The 21484-nt window shown below is 39.6% G+C and carries 11 protein-coding genes; 1 reads left to right on the top strand and 10 read right to left on the bottom strand.

The window, feature by feature from the left end:
• The 10 genes from AC1D0K_RS05175 to AC1D0K_RS05130 all read right to left on the bottom strand — a co-directional run bounded on the left by AC1D0K_RS05175 (window position 1) and on the right by AC1D0K_RS05130 (window position 19565).
• Window positions 1-744 (bottom strand): hypothetical protein, encoded by a 744-nt coding sequence (locus tag AC1D0K_RS05175; RefSeq protein ID WP_477442181.1) that lies wholly within the window; start codon window positions 742-744, stop codon window positions 1-3.
• Window positions 745-900: 156 nt separating this feature from the next.
• Window positions 901-1941 (bottom strand): glycoside hydrolase family 43 protein, encoded by a 1041-nt coding sequence (locus tag AC1D0K_RS05170; protein ID WP_477392284.1) that lies wholly within the window; start codon window positions 1939-1941, stop codon window positions 901-903.
• A 286-nt stretch (window positions 1942-2227) separates the two neighbouring features.
• Entirely contained in the window at window positions 2228-3970 is a 1743-nt protein-coding gene (locus tag AC1D0K_RS05165) for an alpha-L-arabinofuranosidase (RefSeq protein WP_477392282.1), read from the bottom strand.
• Window positions 3971-4006: 36 nt separating this feature from the next.
• On the bottom strand, window positions 4007-4882 hold the full coding sequence (locus AC1D0K_RS05160) for an AraC family transcriptional regulator (protein WP_295721193.1): 876 nt from the start codon (window positions 4880-4882) through the stop codon (window positions 4007-4009).
• A gap of 246 nt (window positions 4883-5128) precedes the next feature.
• Entirely contained in the window at window positions 5129-6379 is a 1251-nt protein-coding gene (locus AC1D0K_RS05155; RefSeq protein ID WP_295721194.1) for an IPT/TIG domain-containing protein, read from the bottom strand.
• 8 nt (window positions 6380-6387) lie between these two features.
• Window positions 6388-8010, bottom strand: coding sequence for a RagB/SusD family nutrient uptake outer membrane protein (locus AC1D0K_RS05150; protein ID WP_477392279.1), 1623 nt, complete (start codon window positions 8008-8010; stop codon window positions 6388-6390).
• A gap of 20 nt (window positions 8011-8030) precedes the next feature.
• On the bottom strand, window positions 8031-11249 hold the full coding sequence (locus AC1D0K_RS05145) for a SusC/RagA family TonB-linked outer membrane protein (RefSeq protein ID WP_477463013.1): 3219 nt from the start codon (window positions 11247-11249) through the stop codon (window positions 8031-8033).
• A 735-nt stretch (window positions 11250-11984) separates the two neighbouring features.
• Entirely contained in the window at window positions 11985-16151 is a 4167-nt protein-coding gene (locus tag AC1D0K_RS05140; protein ID WP_477392275.1) for a hybrid sensor histidine kinase/response regulator, read from the bottom strand.
• A gap of 180 nt (window positions 16152-16331) precedes the next feature.
• Complete coding sequence (locus tag AC1D0K_RS05135) at window positions 16332-17771, bottom strand: APC family permease (protein ID WP_477392273.1); 1440 nt, start codon at window positions 17769-17771, stop codon at window positions 16332-16334.
• Window positions 17772-17819: 48 nt separating this feature from the next.
• The gene (locus tag AC1D0K_RS05130; RefSeq protein WP_477392271.1) at window positions 17820-19565 is read right to left on the bottom strand and encodes a DUF885 family protein; all 1746 of its coding nucleotides are present in this window, start codon (window positions 19563-19565) and stop codon (window positions 17820-17822) included.
• Between the two features lie 1136 nt (window positions 19566-20701).
• Here AC1D0K_RS05130 and AC1D0K_RS05125 point away from each other — a divergent pair.
• A complete protein-coding gene (locus AC1D0K_RS05125; protein WP_295721200.1) occupies window positions 20702-21484 on the top strand; it encodes a response regulator transcription factor in 783 nt (260 codons plus the stop codon).

Raw genomic sequence — 21484 nt, 5'->3', positions numbered from 1 at the left:
TTAATTGGTTAAGCTATCATAATACTTTGCAACTGAGGTGAGCGCTAACTCAAAAAGACCATCAAACTGTATATGCTTATCCTTAATATATTGCTTAAGTTCTTTCTTTTTATCAACAAATAAATTTAACACAGAACCCTGGCTACTCACCTTATAATAAGTATTGCCTTTTTTGATAAAGTAATCGGGAGTTTCATTTAATAAGGTAAAATACCGCTCTCTGCCAGTTGACGCCGAAGTGGATTTAATCACTTTTTCTACCTTTTTTAGCGCCTGCGACCGGCCGCCATACAATTGTTCATAGAAACCGCTTTTAATACCAGTATTGGTACCTGCCACTCTAATAAAATGACGTGCGTGAAGATAAAAGCTGGAAACTTTGTTGGGTATTAAAGCGAATGGAGAAGCATGATTATATAATAATACCACCAGCTGGTCGGTATATAAATCATAAATCATGGGTACGTTTTCAAAGGTCTGCCCGTCATAGGCAACCGAGCCGCTCCTCCACCCATCAATATCATCCAGGTAGGCATTGCCTTTTATCGAAGAATCATATGAATCATAAACCAGGCCGTTATATAAGCGCGATTGCTCACCAACGCCCTGGTAAAAACGATTGACTACATTGGTAACTGCGGTGTCGTAAACTGCACTATCGGCATCGGCTTGTGCTGATGCGGTTTTGCATAACAGGACCAGTACAAAACAACATATTATTTTGGCAGGATATCGTTTAGGCATGCAGTTAATATTTATTCAGTAATTAAACGAATTTTAACCAGCAAAGCAAATTTTTAACAATTTGGCAGCCTATCAAATTGCTATATAACAAACTTGTTACAACACTTATTATTACGTTGATATTTTTATTGTTTTTAAATCATAAAATATAATTTACTATCGTTTTTCCGATGGCACAGCTATAGCAGTATCTTCCTTTAAAGGTATGCCAAAATCAGGTGAGCCATCTTTTTTCCAGCCGAATTTTTGTGCCCGTGGCGAGCGGTCATTGCCGCAGCCCTGGCCCGGTTTTGAGTTGGCATGATAAAGGATCCAATCCTCGGTACCATCGGGAGATTTGAAAAAAGAATTATGACCGGGCGCATAAACGCCATTCTCGGGTGATTGCTTAAATACCGGCTGAGCTGATTTTTTCCATGAGGAAGGGTCCATCAGATCACTATTTTTTGATGCAGTAAGCATGCCCAGGGCGTAATAATCTGTCCAGCAGCCGCTGGCAGAGTATACCAGGAACAATTTATCCTTGTGCTTTAATATTTCAGGACCCTCATTTACATTTACATGTGGCGGGTTTGAGGCTGCACCCAAATCACCATACTTTTCCCAGTCATAAACCGGACTTGATATTTTCACCCGCGAACCATCTATGGTATAAGGATCCTTCATTTTAGCGATATAAATATTCTGTTGTTCATTAACATCGCCCTCCCATCCGGCCCATATCATATACAGTTGCCCATTGTTTTCAAATACCGAAGCATCAATAGCCCATTTATTGGTCTCGTCACCTACCTGCCCTTTAAAAACCCAATTGCCTTGTAAAGGATCAGCAGCGGAGTTTTCAATCACATAAATGCGGTGATTATTGTTATTGCCATCATCGGCAGCAAAATACATATACCATTTACCTTTAAAAAAATGAAGTTCGGGTGCCCACAATTCTTTTGAATAGCTACCACCCGGCGGCGGCAGCCATACCGTTTTTTTCTCGGCTAAGTTCAATTGCGTCAAATCCTTTGTTTTCCATATAGCAAGCCTGTTCCCTAATGAATTGGTATAATAATAAAAGCCATCCTTATAAATAACCCAGGGATCGGCACCAGATGGCAACAGGGGATTGGTAAAGGTTTTTTGCTGGGCAAATGCGGCTTTGGTAATCAGCAATAGAATGATGCAGGTTTTTATCACATTTTTCATTGCCTAAATATAGGATACATTTATTTATTGTAATGATCCAGGTACATTCATTCTTCAGTTTTATAGGGGTTGCAATGCTTTTTTTTATAGTCTGTTACAGGCAGCAGGTTATAGGGGAGGTTGTTACCAACAGGCTTTGGGATAACAAGCAATGATTTTGATTACGACAAGTGATGTCGTAATCAAAACGATGCAACAATTTAATAATCAGTGGTATTAAATGAAATTTATTGTTTTTGGTATAGTGTTCGTTATATTTCGTTTGGAACACTCACCGAACTATAACTTACTTTTTGTCGGCCACTAAAAAAATCGCCCCATAAGCCGGAACTGTAACATTTATTCCACCATCAATAGGCGCCAAACCAGCCGGAACAGTAAGATAATTTGCAGGGCCACCCGATGCACCTGCAGGCCCTACTCCGTTTACATATACCTTGCGCGAGAAATCGCCATTATCAGTTCCGCCGTTTAAAGTATAGAAGTAGTAAGACGTGCCTGCCGCGAAATTGGATATTTTAACATTTACCCGGGTAGCTGTTTTTGACCTGTTTACCAGGATCACTCCAGCTTCGCCCGATGTAAATGACGACGCGTAACTAAAAATATCTGCCGAGCCCTCAACCGTTGAGGTCACCATCCTATCGCCAAAAAACTGCTGAAAAAAGTACATATAATAAAAGGCAGGCCGTGCGTTCCATCTATCGGCACCCGGCTCATTGTCTTTATTAAAAGGATTGTTAAACATTCCCTGATCATCACCACTACTCCAGCCATTTGCAAGGTCCCAGCGGCTGGCCTGTCCAAATTTATTTTTGATGATCTCGCCTTCGGTCATGGCCGCATGGATGCCCGCAATATTTGAAGTGTTTTGAGTTCCGCCCATAGCCTGTATATTCCATTCATCAAACGCAATAGGTAATTGTTTGGCCCCGGCGCCGGTTACCTGACTGGTCACAAACTGCATTATTGATGATGTAACCGGCTGTGGTGTAGCCAGTATAGCTGATGCAGATACGTTAGCGTTATATGGCGTATAGTAATTATGCACAATATAGAAATCGGCAGTATTCCCTGCCCCGCCTATTACTCCCGCGTTCCACCCGGGAATAGCGTTTGATGCAGATACAGCTGTTTCGGTCAACACAGCCCCAATTTTTATCTCAGCTCCTACTTCCAACGCGGCTTTGCGCATCGAATCGGCAAACACTTTAAAATGCTGCCCATATAGTGCGCCGGTAAGTTTGGCTGGCTGCCCATCTCTATTAAGCGACTGATCAATCCAATACCCGGTTTCGAAAGTACCAAAGTTCTCATTACCTATTTCCCAGTAGCGGGTTCTGCCTTTATCATAACGTACCCAATCGGCCGCCAGATGCGCGGCCACCTGATCGGGGTGCGCGCTGGTTCCATAACGGGCATAACCATAATTAATGGTGATAATACCTTTGCTATGTGTTTGATTGAGGGCTTTGTAATAATTATCAAGGGTAAAAGTCCATGACTCTGTATTATTGCCAAACCAGTAACCTGCTGTACCGGTATTGCCACCCGCATCCAGGAGTTGATTGGGAACATCTGCCGGAGGATTACCGGGAGTGCCGTTCCAGAAATAAACATCAGATAAACCACCACCCGGAAACCTCAAAAAACGCGGTGCCAGATCATTAATATATTTTAATAATACAGGTTCGGTAACAAACTGCCCCATAAACGGATTGGTGTTGTTACCATAAACAGATACCGGCACCTTAGTAATCACATTACTATAATCAACAGTAACATTAACCGCGGCACTGCCCGAGGGCTTGCTTACATTTGTTGTAGTGCCGGGCTTAACAAATGTTTTAGGCTGCCAATCGTCCATAAAAAAACCTTCGGAGCTTGCGAGTGCCGGGTCTTTTTGAGGCGTTATGGTTGTTGTTTGATCAACGGATGTTCCGCTGGTATCTTTGCTACTTTTTTTACAAGCTACCAGACCTGCCAGGGCGATAATGGGCAAAGCTATCCAAGCCTTTATATTTTTCATTTACTATATTTAAATTGATTATAACAGAACTGGTGCTTAAAAAACTGATTTAAACAGGTAGGTTTCCCTAAACTCCTTGGGGATACATGACTTTTTACGCTTAAATATCCTGTTGAAATTTGATATGTTATTAAAGCCGCATTGATAGGCTATCTCGGCCACTGTAGTTGTCGAATCTACCAGCATCCGTGAGGCGTGCCCTAATCTTATTTCGTTTAAACTATCGGTAAAGGTTTTGCCGGTACTTTTTTTTATAAACCTGCTGAACGAAGCCTCGGGCATATGAATAACCCGCGCAGCTTCGGCAAGTGTTACCCGGCGGTTATAGTTATTGTTCATGTGCTCAAACACTTTTTCAATACGCCGGCTATTATGGCAAAACCGCTCATTTATAAAACTCAGATCCGACAGTGTTTTCATGTCAGGCGCTGTCGACAACTCGTGCAGAATAGATAAAAGTTCTAAAACAGATATAAACCCGCTTTTTTTATTCAAGGCCAAGATCTTCTCCTTTACCGATAAAATCGTTTCGGGAGTAAATATGATTCCCATAGGTGCATATTGAAGCATCCCCTTTAAGAAACTAAGTTGATTTCGCCTTAAAAATTTCTCATCAAAAAGATCTTTATGAAACTGAATAACAACTTCCGTTATTTCTTCACTCTCACATTCATTGGTAAACCAGCCATGGTAAAGATCGGGGCCAATAAGTACCAGTTCAAGATCATCAATTACCTCCATATGGCCGCCTATTACCCGCTTTGCACCTTTTGCATTCAAAATCAAATGCAGCTCGTAATCATCATGATAATGAAGCGGCGAGTCAAATTTATTATCGCTTTTCGCGAAAACAGTAAAGCAATCGCCGGCTGTCAGCGGGGTAATCTCACGCATTACATTGCTTGTTGTCATAAATAATTTATATCACAAGAAATCAAAACAGGTTACTAATCAAGGTATTTAAATGGCTACCGGCAAAGGCAATTCTATTTGACTACCAACATCAACCAGCCACAGCGATATGCAAGCCATTGCTATTAAATTTTTCATGTTAATCACCATTAAAAAGCCACCACCAGCTAAGATTTTAACCAGTGATGGCCTAAAAATTAATCAACTATTTTAACCAGGGTATTATTCATAAATTAAGAGGGAACATTATTTTACAAATGCTATCTCATCAAAGTACATGGTTTCATTTACGTCGCCACTTTGGCCTTGCAGGAAGAAACCAAGCTGTTTGGATGTAGTTCCATTTGCCCAAAAATTAAGCAGGTTAGGATTTGTTGATGTACGTGCCCCAAGCGGAATTTTATAATATGTCCACACTTTTGCGGGTACAACTATTAACTGCGCTGCATAAGCATTGGCATTTTGAACCTGTCCGTAACCGCCAACCATTTGATCGCCAACTAAAACCAACGTATGTGTAACTGTACCGCCTTTAACCCAAAAGGTTAAGTATTTATAATCTGGCGAGTAATCAACGCTTGGATACCAGTTAGCCATGCCCTCTATCTGCCAGCCACCAGCGGGATAAGTTGCCACAATTGATGAAGTACCAGAGTGTGATGCAGCAGTTGACAAGCCCGATGGATGCGCCCATGAATTATCAGACCAACCATTTTGATATGCATCTTTATAGAAAAAAGTGTAAGCATTATCCAGGTCAACAAACTCCTGGGATGACGTAGCTGTACCAGATGCATAAGTAAATATAAGATTGGCCCTGTTGATAGTAGTGGCAGGCATTTTAATAACCAGTTGTGTATCTACTTTACTTACTATGGTTGCATTTGCGGTTGTACCTTTTATGGTAATAGCAGTTACTGTAGCAAAGCTCACGCCTGATAAGGTGATCTGCGAACCAGCCCTAAAGTTATAATCAGATACCTTAGAAACGGTTGGCGGCGGCGTTAAAACGGTAAAGGAAAAATCAACACTGCCATGTAATGTTACTACCGTTAATTTATTAGGTTGATCTGGCCCGGTTGGAATATCCTGGGGAATACTTAAAACGATAGTATTATCAGATACCAGGGCAGCGTTAAAATATGCCGAAACGCCATTAAACTTTACCTGCGTTACACTGCCCAGGTTTTTACCTTTTATAACGTACAGGTTTTGCTTTTTACCTTCGGTTGTGGTTGAATCAAACGCGATAACTGAACTATGTGTACGATTGGTATCGCTTTTTGATGTAGCCACGCCATTAGCATCATAAGTAGTGGTTATGGTGATCAGTGTATCGGTTTTTGATTTATTGGCCGTAGCAACCGATGTTATTACCGGCGCACCGGTACCACCTACCAGGTTACTATGTTCCTTTTTACAGGAAGCTAAACCAAATACCATCAAAGCCGATAGTATCCAGTATATATTTTTTGATTTCAGAATTACTTGTTTCATGACTAAAATTATTTGAATACGTAAGGAACCGGTTCTTTAACTAAATTTGGATCTGCAGCTACCTCTGTTGCCGGAACAGGGAACAGGAAATCGGCATCCTTAGGTGTATAAGTACCATCATGATACCTAACCGGTGGAGTGTCTGTACTTGAATCTCCCCTATCCTGTTTGCTGATGATAGAAATGGCTACCTGGTGAGTTTTAGAATTGAAACCATCTAAACGGCACAGATCGTACCAGTAATCGCCTTCTATAGCAAACTCCAGGCGCCTTTCTTTAATGATATCCCTGAAGGTGATCTTTGTTTTTTGCTGAACACCTGCCCTTTGCCTTATTTTATTATAATATTTTAAAGCCGTTGCATCTGTAGTACTTGCAGTGGTATCTAACCCGTGCCCAACTGCAGGAGCAGCCGATTGCCCTAATATTGCCTCCGCTGCAATTAAATACACATCGGATAAACGCATAATATAGGTATTCATGCCAGTGGATTGAAACGCGCTTTTACCGCCGTTATCAGCGGGAGAACCGACTACATATTTCTTGATCTGTGCATGTGTACCCTGCGAGCTTGCATTTGCCGGTAGTGTATAACCGCCCTGTGCCTGGTCTAAATAAGTGTAGTAATCACCCGGCAGCATAATGGTAGCTTTCCTTCGTAAATCGCCAGCACTGGCTGCATAAGCATCTATCAAATCAAAACTTGGAGCCAATACACCGTAGCCGTCCCCTGTTTGGGTAATTGCACTGCTGTATGCAAATGATGCCTGTACCGCATTACCAAAGCCGTAGCCCGCATTTGCAAGCCATTGTAGGGCAATAACCGATTCTTTGTTGTTATTGTTAGCTATCTTGAACAGATCTTCAAAAGTTTGGCCTGCAATATCTAACCCAAATAACTGAAACTCTCCGCTGTTGATTACCTTTTCGGCTTCAAGGCGGGCGTTTGCATAATCCTGCTGATACAGGTAAACTTTTGCCAGTAACGCCGATGCTGAACCACTTGATACGTGGCCGGTGCCGGCCACGCCAACCGTGCAATTTGCTTCTGCAAATTTCAGATCCCTGATGATGAATTTATAAGCATCAGTTACAGGATTAGTATTTACTGTTTGAAAATTGCTAACCTGGTCAAGCGGATTCTCAATCAAGGGAACATTACCAAATAACCGGGTTAAGTAAAAGTAAGCCAGGCCGCGCATCAAACGCGCTTCGCCCAATGCATTATTTACTACGCTTGCAGGTACCGATGATGGCACGTTGGCAGGCAAATTGTTTAACAACGCATTTGATTGCGCAATAACCGTAAATAATGAATTCCAGGCGGCGCTTAGTTCAAAGTTACCGTTAGATACCGAGAAGTTACCGAACGCAACAACATCTGATGATCCTGTACGCCCGTTGCCGCTGGCTAATTCACTTATAGACCAGCCTGCCTTTGTATTAAACCCAAACCACGGCGCTGCGTAAAGTGCATTGGTACTTGATTTTACCTGCTCGGCTGTTTGGTAGTAGCTGCCTACCGTTGTCTGGCTTTCGGGCGGGCGGTTAAAAAATTCTTTTTTGCAACCTGTAGCAGCAATGCTTGCTAAGGTGGCCATACTTAAAATATATTTTATATGTTTTTTCATGTCAATTCCTTTGTTAAGATTTAAAACTCAGCATTAAGCCCCAAAATGATGGTACGGGGTATTGGGTAACGGCCATTATCAATATTCTGTAGAATGGGGCTTTGGTTTAATGAACCAATTTCTGGATCAAGACCAGTGTATTTGGTAAATACATACAGATTTTGGCCGCTCACGTATACTTTTAAGTGATTAAGTTTTGCATAACGTGCTAACCTGGCCGGTAAGTTATAACCCAATCTTACGTTCTGAATCCTAAGGAATGAAGCGCTCTCCAAAAAGCGATCAGACATTACGAGGTTATTATTAGCTATACCTGCACGTGGCGCCGGAATGTTTGAGTTTGGATTGGCCGGAGTCCAGAAGTTTGCCGACGCTGCTGTTTGATTTTGGTAAAGACTTGATAAGCCTTCAGTTTGATAACGTAAAGCATTTAAAATTTTGCCTCCATATGATCCGTTCAGGAATATTGATAAATCAAAATCTTTGTAGTTAAAGGTATTGGTAATGCTATAAGTAAAAGTTGGGTTTGGATTACCCAGAGCTGTTTGATCGGTGCCATCAACCTTGCCGTCGTGGTTTGTATCCTGGTATTGAATATCACCCAACCAAATGGAGTTAGCAACCGTACGATCATTTGTAACGGTAGCAGGTGAAGTACCACCTGTAACATTTTGAGGATGTGTAGCCAGGTAAGACAATTGCTCCGGAGTTTTTATAACGCCCTGTACCTTATAACCGTAAAACTCGCCTATTGGACCGCCAACTACCGTGTTTGTAACAGGCAAGCTGATGTAGCTGGTGTTTTCGTTACCAATAAGTGATGGATATCCATTTAATGAAACTACTTTATTGGTGTATTTTGAGAAAATTAAAGTAGTGGTCCATTTAAAATCCTGCCCTTGTATGTTATGGCTGTTGATGCTGAACTCAAAACCTTTGTTCTCTATCTCACCTGCATTTTTATATGGCGGTTGCAATACAGCAGCACCAGAGTACTCAGCAGTACCACCCACCAAAAATGCCGGCAATGGTTGTTGAAAAAGGAAGTTTTTTGATGTTTTTTGATACACATCAAACGAGCCGTCTATGCGGTTATTAAATAAGCTAAAATCAATACCAGCATTTTTTTGGATGGCCGTTTCCCAGGTAAGGTTAGGGTTGGCAATGTTACCAACAATAAAACCTGTACCAAAACCTGTGCTAACAGGTGTAATTGCCGAACCGTATCGGTAACCAGGAATATTGGAGTTACCTGTAGTACCGTAACCTACACGAATTTTAATATTATCGGCAAATTGTTTAATACCTGCCATAAATTTTTCATCAGATAGTCTCCAGGAAACAGCAACACCAGGAAAATACCCTGTTTGATGACCCGGTGCAAAATTTGATGAACGGTCGCTACGGATAGATGCCGTAACACTGTATTTGTTATCAAAAGTATAGATACCACGTGCAAGCCATGATTCCATTACAGTGCTGCCTTTATTTTCGCCGATAAGATCTGACGATTGAGTACCTAAACCCAGTGTTTGCAACGTATTACCGGCAGTAAAGCCAGAAATACCGGCCGAAACACCATTATAGGTTGATTCCCATACTTCATGACCTGCCAATACTGTAATATCATGCTTATGACCGAAGTTATGATTGTAAGTTAAAAACTCTTTCCAATTGTAATAAGTATCATCGGTATTATACTCATTTAACCGCGCAGTAGCATTTGTAAATGCAGCCCCAGATCCTGTTGAACCGTATGAGTATGTAGGCTGAAAAGTTTTGGCTTTAGTAAAGTTGAAATTTCCATTCAATTCAGAATGCAAAGTAAGACCTGGAAAAAAACGCAGATCGCCGTAAATACTACCTTGAATATTGTTCCTCAACAGTGTATTTGTAAGACTTAAAGCTTGCTGAACCGGGTTAACCTGCCCCTGAACCAAGCCGCCAGAAGTAACTGCCGGGCCGGCAAAACTGCCATCAGCATTATATACCGGACTATCTGGTGCACTTAGCAGTGCATAATAAACAATACCTGTATTTTCGCCCAAACCTACATTTTGGTTACTACGGCTTGCATTAAAGGTTGTGCCCAATTTAAACCAATCTTTTACCTGGGAGTTAACAGTTGTGTGGAAAGAGTAACGATTAAAATCGCTGCCAATAATGGTACCTTCCTGTTTAAAGTAACCACCTGATATGTAATAATCTAATCCATCCTTTGCTCCTGATACTGATAAGTTATGGGTTTGCATAGGTGCATTTTTAAAAATAGCTTTTTGCCAGTTTGTACCGGGACCTAAATTGTCGGCATTGGCAAATTCCCCGCGCCTTGTGGTACCAAAAGCATCGGCAAGTACATTTTCAAGGTTTGCAAATTGCTTCAGGTTCATCATTTCAATAAACTTACCTTGTTTTTGAATCCCGTATGATCCGTCGTAATTGATCTTGGCGCTACCTGCTTTACCTTTTTTGGTAGTGATGATAATTACCCCATTTGCACCACGGCTACCATAAATAGCCGTTGCCGATGCATCCTTTAACACATCAATAGATTCGATGTCATTGGGGTTGATCAGAGAAAGTGGGCTAACACCTGTTTCTTCCTGGCCACCACCTGTGCGGGTTAGCTGAACCGATTGGCCGCTTGTACCAGAATTTCCGGCATCACCCTGTACAGGAACACCATCAATAACGTATAATGGCTCACTTGATCCAAACGATGTAATCCCCCTGATGTGAACCGAAGTTGCACTACCGGGACCACCAGAGTTTTGCGTAATGGTTACACCTGCTGCTTTTCCCTGCAACATCTGATCAACACTTGGTTGAGGGATGTTAGCAATATCCTTAGCAGTAATAGAAGAAATAGCTCCGTTAACATCTCCCCTTTTTTGGGTACCGTAACCGATTACTACTACCTCTGATAAGGATTTTGAAGATGATACCAGTTTAATATTCAGCGTTTTTTTGTTCCCTATGGCAACTTCCTGTTTTTCCATCCCTATAAATGAAAAAACGAGTATTTTACCGTTCGCTGGCACCTGGATGGTAAATTTTCCGTCAATATCAGTAATGGCATTGGCCTGGGAACCTTTTACAGTAACTGTTACCCCCGGCAGTGTAACATCTTTTTCGTCGGTTACTGTACCTTTGATCACTGTTCCCTGGGTTTGCGCCGATACCCTGGCGCACACTATCAAGGAAATGAACAGCAATGCTATTCGTAGAATTTTTCGCATAATAATTGGTTAGTTGATAATTGATTTATTGTTGATTTTTGGTTTTGCTAATTGGTACAACACGTTCATTTAAACCAGCAACAGATTATAGGTTAAGGTAAATGCCGACCGAAAAAAATCTATCGACATCCACAGTTAAGCGACCAAAAATTTGGGGAAACCGCCTTTACTAAAATTTAAAACTGATTCTTCAGGTTTAATATTCAACTGATGTGCTAAATGCAATTATTGAATATTCGTTTTGTTGAGGGTAAAATTATATGGTAAACAAAGTATGGTTGTGGATAAATAGGGGCACAAATGTCAACCACACTTATTTAATTGATTATCAATTATTTAATTAAATATAACCTTAAATAAATCAACAAGCAGCTTCTAAAAGGTTACAAATGTGCACCTATACCAATAGGATATTACTTTTTGAAGTGAGATAATAGTATCAACTACAGGCATGAATTTTATTGCCGACATAGATCATTAGTAAATTCGGTTTTCCTAACCTCCCAATGCAGTAATGATTACGGTCCGACCCGAATATATGTGGGGGCACAACGTGTTCGTAAAAACCTTTTTGTCATCCTGAACAGAGTGAAGGATCTGCTATTCGCCATGCTTCTTCGCCCTGTACAGTCTGCGAATAGATCCTTCGTTCCTCAGGATGACAAACCTTTTAAAACGTCAACTCAACTTAAGCGCTTAATCAATTGGGAATTTTCTTATTATAGAAGCGATAACCTAAGCCTCTACTTCTTCCATCCCTTCAATGTATTTGGATGGAATGGTATTGTACTCGGCCTTAAACATCTTTACAAAGTATTTCTGGCTTTTAAAACCTACTTTATGGCAAATTTGCGAGATTGTTAAATGGCCTGTCTCTAAAAGCTGGGCCGCCCGTTTTAAACGCATGGAACGTACTAATTCATTAGGCGTTTTGCCGGTCATGGCTAATATTTTCTTATATAAAGTGTACCGGCTTACAAAAACATCGTTGCTAAGTTCCTCTACAGAAAAGTTGGGGTTTGAGATATTGTTGTCAATGAGGATAAGTACTTTTTTAATAAACAGCTCATCCGGCGAATCTACATGCATTTCTGTAGGGTTTACCTCCACCTGCTTGGTATAGGTTTTGCGCATGCTTTCCTGCTGGCTCAATATGTTCCTGATTTTTGACTGCAATATCTCGAAGTTAAAAGGCTTGGTAAGATAATCCGTTGCACCGGTTTCCAATCCCTTTAGTTGCTGATCCTCGCCAGTTAATGCAGTTAGTAAAATCACAGGAATATGCGAAGTGCGCTTATCATTCTTGATTTTTAAACAAAGATCAATACCGTTCATTTCGGGCATACTAATATCGCTCACGATCAAATTGGGGTGTTGGGCCAGGGCCCTTTGCCATCCTTTTTTACCATTTTCTGCTTCGATAACATTAAAAGTCGATTTTAAATTGTCTTTAATATAAAACCTAAAATCCTCATTATCCTCAACCAATAATATGGTTGCCTTTTTACCATCCCGGTTCTCTTTATGAATATCATTCTTTTGCAGGGTGTTTTCTGCTAAAAAATCATTGGCATGATCAACCGCTAAAAGCGGATCTGTAAAAACACTAATATCTAACTGAACTACCGGTAACAATACCGTAAAACAACTTCCCTGGTTCAACTCGCTCTCTACAAAAATTTCACCCTCATGAAGCTTTACAAACTCCTTGGTTATTGATAAACCTATTCCACTCCCCTGGTTAAGCATAGATCCCGGCAAGTCATTCTGAAAAAACGGATCAAAGATCTTTTCCAACTTATCGGCCGCGATGCCTATTCCGGTATCCACAACCCTTATTTCCAATAGACTCCCTATTTCTTCTCCCTTATCTATCAGGTTAATTAAAACACTTACCTGCCCACCCGCATGCGTAAACTTATAAGCATTTGAGAGCAGGTTGAACATGATCCTTTCTATCTTATCATGATCAAAACTGGTAAAGTACGTTTCTATTTCCGTATCAAATACAAAGCAGATATTCTTTTGCTCAGCTACATCATTAAAGGCAAACGAGAGGTCTTTTATAAAACCAATAATATCACCATTCATTTTATGTAGCTTTAATTCCTGGTATTCCATCTTCCTGAAATCAAGCAGCTGATTAACCAGGTTGAGCAAACGTTTGGCATTACGATTCACCAACATAAGCTGGCGCTGTACATCGGGCTCATTAATTTGTTTAAGGATCTTATCAACCGGCGCCATAATGAGCGATAAAGGAGTACGGAACTCATGGCTAACGTTGGTGAAGAACTTGATTTTCATCAAATCCAACTCATGCATGCGCTGCGCTTCTTCGCGCTCTTTCTCAATAGAAAACTGCGCACGCAGTTTTTGAATACCGCGCCGTCTTAAATACAATATCGAACCAACTGTAAGGCCAATATAGATGATGTAGGCCCAGGTAGTTTTCCAGAATGGTGGTGATATGTTGATGTTTAAAGTTAGTTCGCTATTATTCCAGCTATCATTATCACCTGCCCTTACTTTAAAGGTATAATCACCGGGGTCAAGGTTGGTATAGGTGGCTTTCCTTATTTTATTATCAGCATTGATCCACTCCTTATCAAAGCCCTGCATTTTATACTGATATTTTACCTTATCAGGATTAAAATAATTAAGTGCAGCAAACTCTATGGCAAATACGTTATCATCATAGTTGAGTTTAAGATCTTTTAAAATTGTTATTGATTTTGGCAATAAAACCTTGCCATTAACTTTTTCACCAACATTTAAACTCTTATTAAATACCTGGAAATCAGTAAATATCAATCCGGGTTGCTTCTTATTGGTGAGGATATTTGAAGGTTTAAACAGGTTAAAACCGTTTCCTCCGCCAAACAACAATTCCCCTTCGCGGGTTTTAAATGATGAATTTTCGGTAAACTCCCGTCCCTGCAATCCCTCTGTTTCATTGTAGTTTACAAAATGAAACTTTAGCTTGGCCGCCGAACGATCGATAAAAATGCTGGATAAACCATTAGGCGTGCTAACCCAAATGTTATTTCTGTTATACTGCTGCATATCTATCACCATATTGTCGGGTAAACCATCAACCTTGGTAACGTTAGTGAACTTGCCGGTTTTGTAATCAAATATACTTATGCCCTCGCGGGTACTTATCCAAATGAGGCCATCTTCATCTTCAAAAATATTATTTGTATTGTTATTGATAAGGCTATTGGGGTCTTTTTCGTCATGCACATAATGTATAAACTGGTTAGTTTTTTTCATCAGCACGTCAACGCCATAGGATGTAACCACCCATAAGTTTTGAAACCTATCTATCAAAAGTTTACTTACATAATTGGAGTGAATTGCATTTTCACGCTGATTATAAACATAATGAGTAAAACCCTGTGTTTTGCGATTCAATACATTAAAGCCAGCCGAAAGTGTGCCAACAAGCAGGTTATGAGCGGCATCTTCTGTGATAGCGCAAATCCTATCTTCCGAAATACTGCCAGGCTGAGCATCGTTATGTTTGTAGTGTTTAAATATGTTGCCATCCAAATAATCCAAACCACCAAAATAAGTCCCTATCCATAACTTTTGATCATGATCTATATACAAACACACAATTACATTATTGGTAAGGCTGTTGGAGTTACTTGCACTGTGCAAATAGGTTTTAAAAGTTCCGTTCCTTCTGTCGAAATAAATCAGGCCGCCCCCATTTGTACCTATCCAGATATTGCCTGTTTTATCTTCGGCAAAACAATTAATATCGCTAAAACTTAAACTACGGGGATCAGTAAACGGATCGGCCATGTGATGCGTATACAACGGAAACTTGATAATACTTTCATGGTAATACCCCACGCCTTTTTTGTATGTACCAACCCATATAATGCCAGTATTATCCTTGTACATTAGGGTAATACTGTTTTGGCCTATAGCTTTTTGGTTATCCTCACGATTTAGGAGATATTGAATTTTAAAATCCTGTTTATTTAAAATGTTTATGCCACCATGGTCTGTCGCTATCCAAATCCTTTGCTTATCATCCTGTATCACGCTTGATACTACATCTGTATTCAGATGCAATTGATCGTTCCCTTTATCTATATGCTTAAAGATGTGTTTATTGATATTTATATAGTATACCCCTGCCGAGTACGTAGGTACAAACGCCCATATATCATCCTGCTTATCAATAAATATTTTATAGGATGAGTTTAATCCAACCGGAGTTTCATGAAATATCCGCGACCGGTAATTTACGCGATTCGTTTTAGGGTCCATCCTTTCAAGTGTGCCGCTACCGTAGGTTAGCCATAAATTTCCTTTGGAGTCCTGTGCAAGATCAGAAACCGCATCAGAATTTATAGATGTGGTATCGTTGACGGCATGCGTTAGATGGATGGTTTTATTGATTTTAGGGTTGTATTTGTAAATGCCCTTATTAAGGTTAAGAAACCAGAAGTTACCAGAACGATCTTTTTTTATAGATACCACATGGTAATCGGTAATGCCGATAGACCGCAGGTAGGTATTAACATCGTGATTGAATTTTTCGGTAACTGGATCATAAATATTAAAACCGTTTCGGGTTTCTACCCAAAGCTTATTTTGCGGGCCGGCCGTAATACTTAAAATGTAATCATCATTAATGGTTGTAGTATCGTTTGCAGCGTGTTTAAATATTTTAAATTTATAACCATCGTACCTGTTTAAACCCGAGACGGTGCCAAACCACATAAATCCCTTATCATCTTTCAATATAGCAGTAACATAGCTGTGTGATAAGCCGCTGTTTAAATCAAGATGCGAAAATTGGAACTGAGTATTTTGCGCATGTAATAAGCCAGCCGTAATCAACTGCATCAAAAAGATCAACAACCGGGCCTTAGGCTTCATGTAACGTTAGGAGAAGTTTGTGTTATTAGGTATAATAACCTTAAAGATAGAATTAAAACAAGGTAATAGTAAAAAAATTATTGTTCATTATATTAGTGAATTATGGAAATAAGAATACCTATCAATATAAAAAGCAACTGATAATAATTGTTTTGTTTATGATCAGATGCTAATCATTGATCAGATTGACCTACTATCCGTTGGCTGTTTAGTTCTGCTTATCAGGTAATAAACAGGAATGCCGGTAAGGGTAATAATTAAACCAGGCCATGTATAAGTGGGCTTATATTTGATAAGCAACAAACAAAAGGCCAGCCCCATGATGATATAAATTACAGGCAAAACAGGATAACCAAAGGCTTTGTAAGGTCGTTCGGCATCGGGCATTTTTTTGCGCAAAATAAATATGCCGATAATGGTTAAAACGTAAAAAACTACCACCACAAATGATATCATATCCAGCAGATCGCCATATTTACCGCTAAGGCTCCACAAACAGGCAAAAATGCATTGCAGCCATAAGCCAAAGCCCGGCACCGAGTTTTTATTGAGTATACCAACTTGTTTAAAAAACAATTTATCCTTGGCCATGGAGTAGTACACGCGGGCACCAGACATGATGAGCCCATTATTACAACCAAAAGTGGATACCATGATAAGCAGGGCTATAATAATTGTACCCGAACTGCCGAATATTTGTTGAGATGCCGTTACACCTACCCTATCCTTATCTGCTGTGGCAATATCATGTAATGACAGCACACCTGTGTACATGATATTGGTTAAAATATAAATAACCGTAACTATTAATGTACCTAAAGCTAAACTTAAACCAATATTCCTTTTCGGGTTTTTAATCTCGCCGGCAATAAAAGTAACGTTGTTCCATGAATCGCTGCTGAATATGGAACCAACCATGGCCGAGGCTATGGCGCCTAATGCGGCAAGGGTAGTATAAGATGCAATTGATCCATCGGCCTTTAAGCTATGCATGCTCCAGGCATTGTGCCAATTACTATTCCATACTGACGCTTTTACGGCGAATAAGCCAAAAACAATTAAACCCAGCAAACTTAGCAGCTTGGCCATTGTAAATATGGTTTGAACCATTTTACCACTATTTACCCCGCGGGTATTAATATAAGTTAGCAGTACAATAACCAGGATAGAAAGCAACTGCGCAGGCGATATGGTGATAAAGCCGAGATCAATGGCTACCAGTGTTTCGCTAAGCTGCGGTATTAAATACGCTGTAAACTTTGCAAAGGCAACACCTACGGCTGCTATGGTTGCCGTTTGAATAACCGTAAAAAAACTCCAGCCATATAAAAAACCTACCAATGGATTATATGCTTCTTTGAGGTAAACATATTGCCCGCCGGCCTTTGGGAACATAGCACTTAATTCGCCATAACTGAGAGCGGCTGTGAGGGTCATAAAACCAGTTATGAGCCAAACAAACAGTAGCCAGCCCGCGCTGCCTACGTTACGGGTAATATCGGCGCTTACAATAAAAATGCCCGAACCGATCATGCTACCAGCTACCAGCATGGTTGCATCAATTAATCTTAACGATGGTTTAAATGTGGTAGACGATTTAACTAATGTATTGGTATCCATGCAAAACTTTGATCTGTGTTAAAAAATTAGGGGAGTAAATATTGATGCTTACTTGTTAAAATCGTAAAATTTCCAGCTGGTAGTAAAATCCTTTTTTAAAGGCTGATTAGTTAATGTGGCTCTTACCATTTCTATGGGAATAAGGTTCTCCTTTATAACACCATCGTGAAATTGCTTATAGGTCATTTTGCCGCTATCAACCATTTCTTTTTTCAGTTCCATCAGCTGCAATCCGCCCAGCAGGTAGGCAACCTGGTAAAGCGGACTATATCCACCTTCAAATGAACGCCTTACTTCGCCTTCGGCATTTGCTTTTTCGTGGCCTACCCTATCCACCAAAAAGTCAACACATTGTTGCGGTGTCCAGTTACCTAAATGATAGTTTAAAGAAAATATAATACGGGCACAGCGGTGCATACGCCAAAACAGCATACCAACCCGTTCCTCGGGCGTTTTGGCAAAACCCTTATCATACAGCAACAACTCCCAATACAAGGCCCAGCCTTCGGTAGCGAAGGGAGTAGTAAAATCCTGCCTGTAGGCCTTATAACGGCTATTCATAAAATATTGCAGGTTATGACCGGGAATCAACTCATGCTGTACCGTACCTCTTGAAAAATAAGGGTTGTTACCCCGCATGCTCATGAGTTTATCCTGCGCCTCCATTGTATTTGTAGGATACGATATACTGATCTCCTTTCCGCCGGTAAAAAATGGATTGACCAATTGGCGCTCGGGCGACATCATAACCATGCCCCAGGTTTCTTCGGCAAGTGGTGGTATGGTTATCAGGTCGCGCTCTTTAATAAAGCTGATAGCGTCGTTATATAGTTTAACAATTAATTCTGGCTGATGGCCCACAGGCACATAACTGTTCTTTACCTTTTCCAGCGCTTTTTTCCAATCGTTGCCGTAGCCCATTTCCTGCGAGGCCTTCAGCATCTCTTTATCACACCAGGCAAATTCTTTGTTAGCCAGTTTTATCAGTTCCTCTGGTGTGTAAGGGATCATTTCTGCCTGCAACTGGCTTATCAACGCGTCGCGGCCAATGGGTACGCCTTTTATGCCGCTGCTATCGGGTTTTTGAGTTGTATTTATTTTGCCTTTACGCTTTGCCAATTCACTATACTTCAACAATGCCACGTCAAGGGCTTTATATGGTACAGGCACCCACCAGGTAAACGCCGGATCATATCCATTATAAAATCCATAAAAATCCTTTAACCTTCCTTTTAAACCAATAAGGGCATCACGGGTAATTTTTGCCAATGGCATATCCAAACCCGGAAGTTTTGAATATACTGCCGAATCTGCTTTAAGTTGCTTAAGAATACCGTTAAGCTGGGCAGCCACCTTTTCGCCATCCACAAAATCACCGCGGCGGCGTTTTTTCTCTAACAAGTAAATATCATCAGCAAATGACAGGTATTTTGTTACCTGGCTATACTTATCTTCTTCCTTTTTTAAATCATTCAACTCAAAATCAATCCGCTTTTTAAGTAATATGAAATCTACCTTGCCGTAAATACTCAACGACTCAAAATCTGTTTGCTGCAGTTGCTTTAAATAATCGTTATTAACCTCAACCAGCCTCTTACGCTGTTCGGGCGAATTAAGTACATTCATTTTGTACTGATCTTCGGCATGCTCATTTACATTGTATGGCGAGTAAAAATCTTTGATAGCATTAATATCCTGCCCGTATTGAATTATTTTACCTGCAATTTCGCTGGTTTGTTCATAAAGATTAGTGGCAGAAGCACCGGTTTGCGCATTAACTGCAAATGCACACATGATTAGGAATAATACGATGACAGGTGTAAGTGATCTTTTTATCGCGGTTGGCACAATTTTAATATTAAAGGGTAAGTAAACGTTGCTTTTTTGAAATGATTATTGTAAAACTTTCATCTTGATTTATTCTAATCCTCTTTGAATTTACAATTACTTAACTCTAATAACCAACACCGGGCATTAACCGGATAAAATGCTGCTATCATCTGTTAATTTTCTGTAGTTGAACGGCCCAAAATCGAAGAAAAAGCACCATCTCAGGCTCTACTCCTGAATAATTAAATATTTAAAAAATACCAATAATCAAAATTAAACCTATGCCTGTTTAAAGCATACATTATAAAAGCGTGATGATAGTCCGTGTTACGATTAATATGAAACTATCTCAAAGTTTGTTACTCTTAAAATTAAAAAGCCCGTATCCAATAATGGATGACGGGCAAATTAACTACATAACCAAATTGCTTTTTACATAAATAGCTAAGCCCACATTGAAAATGATTTCAATGTGGGCTTAGCTATTTTAAATCTGTAAATCGGGGGTTTTCAATTACCGTTCTCAGAATTGGAAAATCAGTTGCGTATTACGTTCCAAAACCCCAATCTAATACGTTAATTAAATAATAATCAGTTAAATATCATAAAACAGGTATTGACCTTGAGTATTTTTTTTATTAAATTGCATAACCTAAAAATCTAATTAATTATAACTAATATCTTTCGCCATTTAAAGGATTATATCACGTTGAAAGATGTATTTCATAAGACGATAATAGCCGAACCAATTGTTTGAAAGCCCTTCCAGTAAAAGTATCATCTTTTTAATTCATCTATAATCAACGTAGATACCCTAAGCGGTACTGTTGAAAGATGAAGATGTGCCACGATGTTAAAACATTATTGGTACGTTTTATATATAAAGCAGCTAAGTAATATGTGAAGATCATGATGGTTTGGCCATTGCGAGAAGAATTTATGAACTTAGGTACTACTACGCAGAAGTTTGCGTATTTATACGTTCAACCAAAAAAGATTTCAACCCTATATTTACTTAAAATAAAGTTATATGGATTAACAAGCAAATATATTTTCCTTATTAAAAAACGACTACCAACCTTCACATAAATCATCCCGCCATGAAAGATAACTATCAATCATCCTACTATGATTTTTTAAAGTATTCCCGAAAAAGGAATGGGACACACTTTCCCGAAGTGCCAGAATTATCTCAATTTGACCACGAATCTTTAAACAAAGATTTATTCCCTTCTGCTTTATATTCTATTGATTACACAGAACATACTTATTCTTTCCGGCTTTTTAACATGGATAAATTTCTTGGGTATCCTTCAGATTTTCTATTTAAAACAACCCCCTCATTTTTGAACGAAATTCGAAACCAGGAAGATCTAAGCATTTTTAATGAGCAAATATTTCCCGATCAGATGTCATTTTTAGCACACCATTTAAAGGATAATGAATGTCAATATATTTTTACTACAAATTTCCGAATTAAAAATTTCAATAACTCCTGGTCTGTTGTAATTCAGCGAACACGTTATCTTTTTAACGATTATGACCGGATACCCATTGGATCAATTAATTCATTAACCGACATCACTTACTTTAAAAATGATTCAAAAATTAACCATCTTATTGAGCAGTTTGATGAAAAAGGACAAAGGTGTGTAATTGAAGATAAGTGCTACCACTCAAAAGATAGCAATGATGTACTCAGTAAACGGGAGGTTGATGTTTTAAAACTCGCCAGCAAAGGTTTGGGAAGTAAAGAGATAGCCGAGGAACTTAATATAAGTATCCACACCATCAATAATCACCGGCGAAACATGCTGAGCAGATCCAATTGTAAAAACATTTTACAATTGGTTGATAGGGCTGTAAAAAATGGGATGCTTTGA

Source organism: Mucilaginibacter sp. P1_A3 (assembly GCF_056406855.1).
The sequence above is the reverse complement of the archived record's forward strand: the minus strand, read 5'-3'. Positions and strand labels throughout refer to the sequence as shown.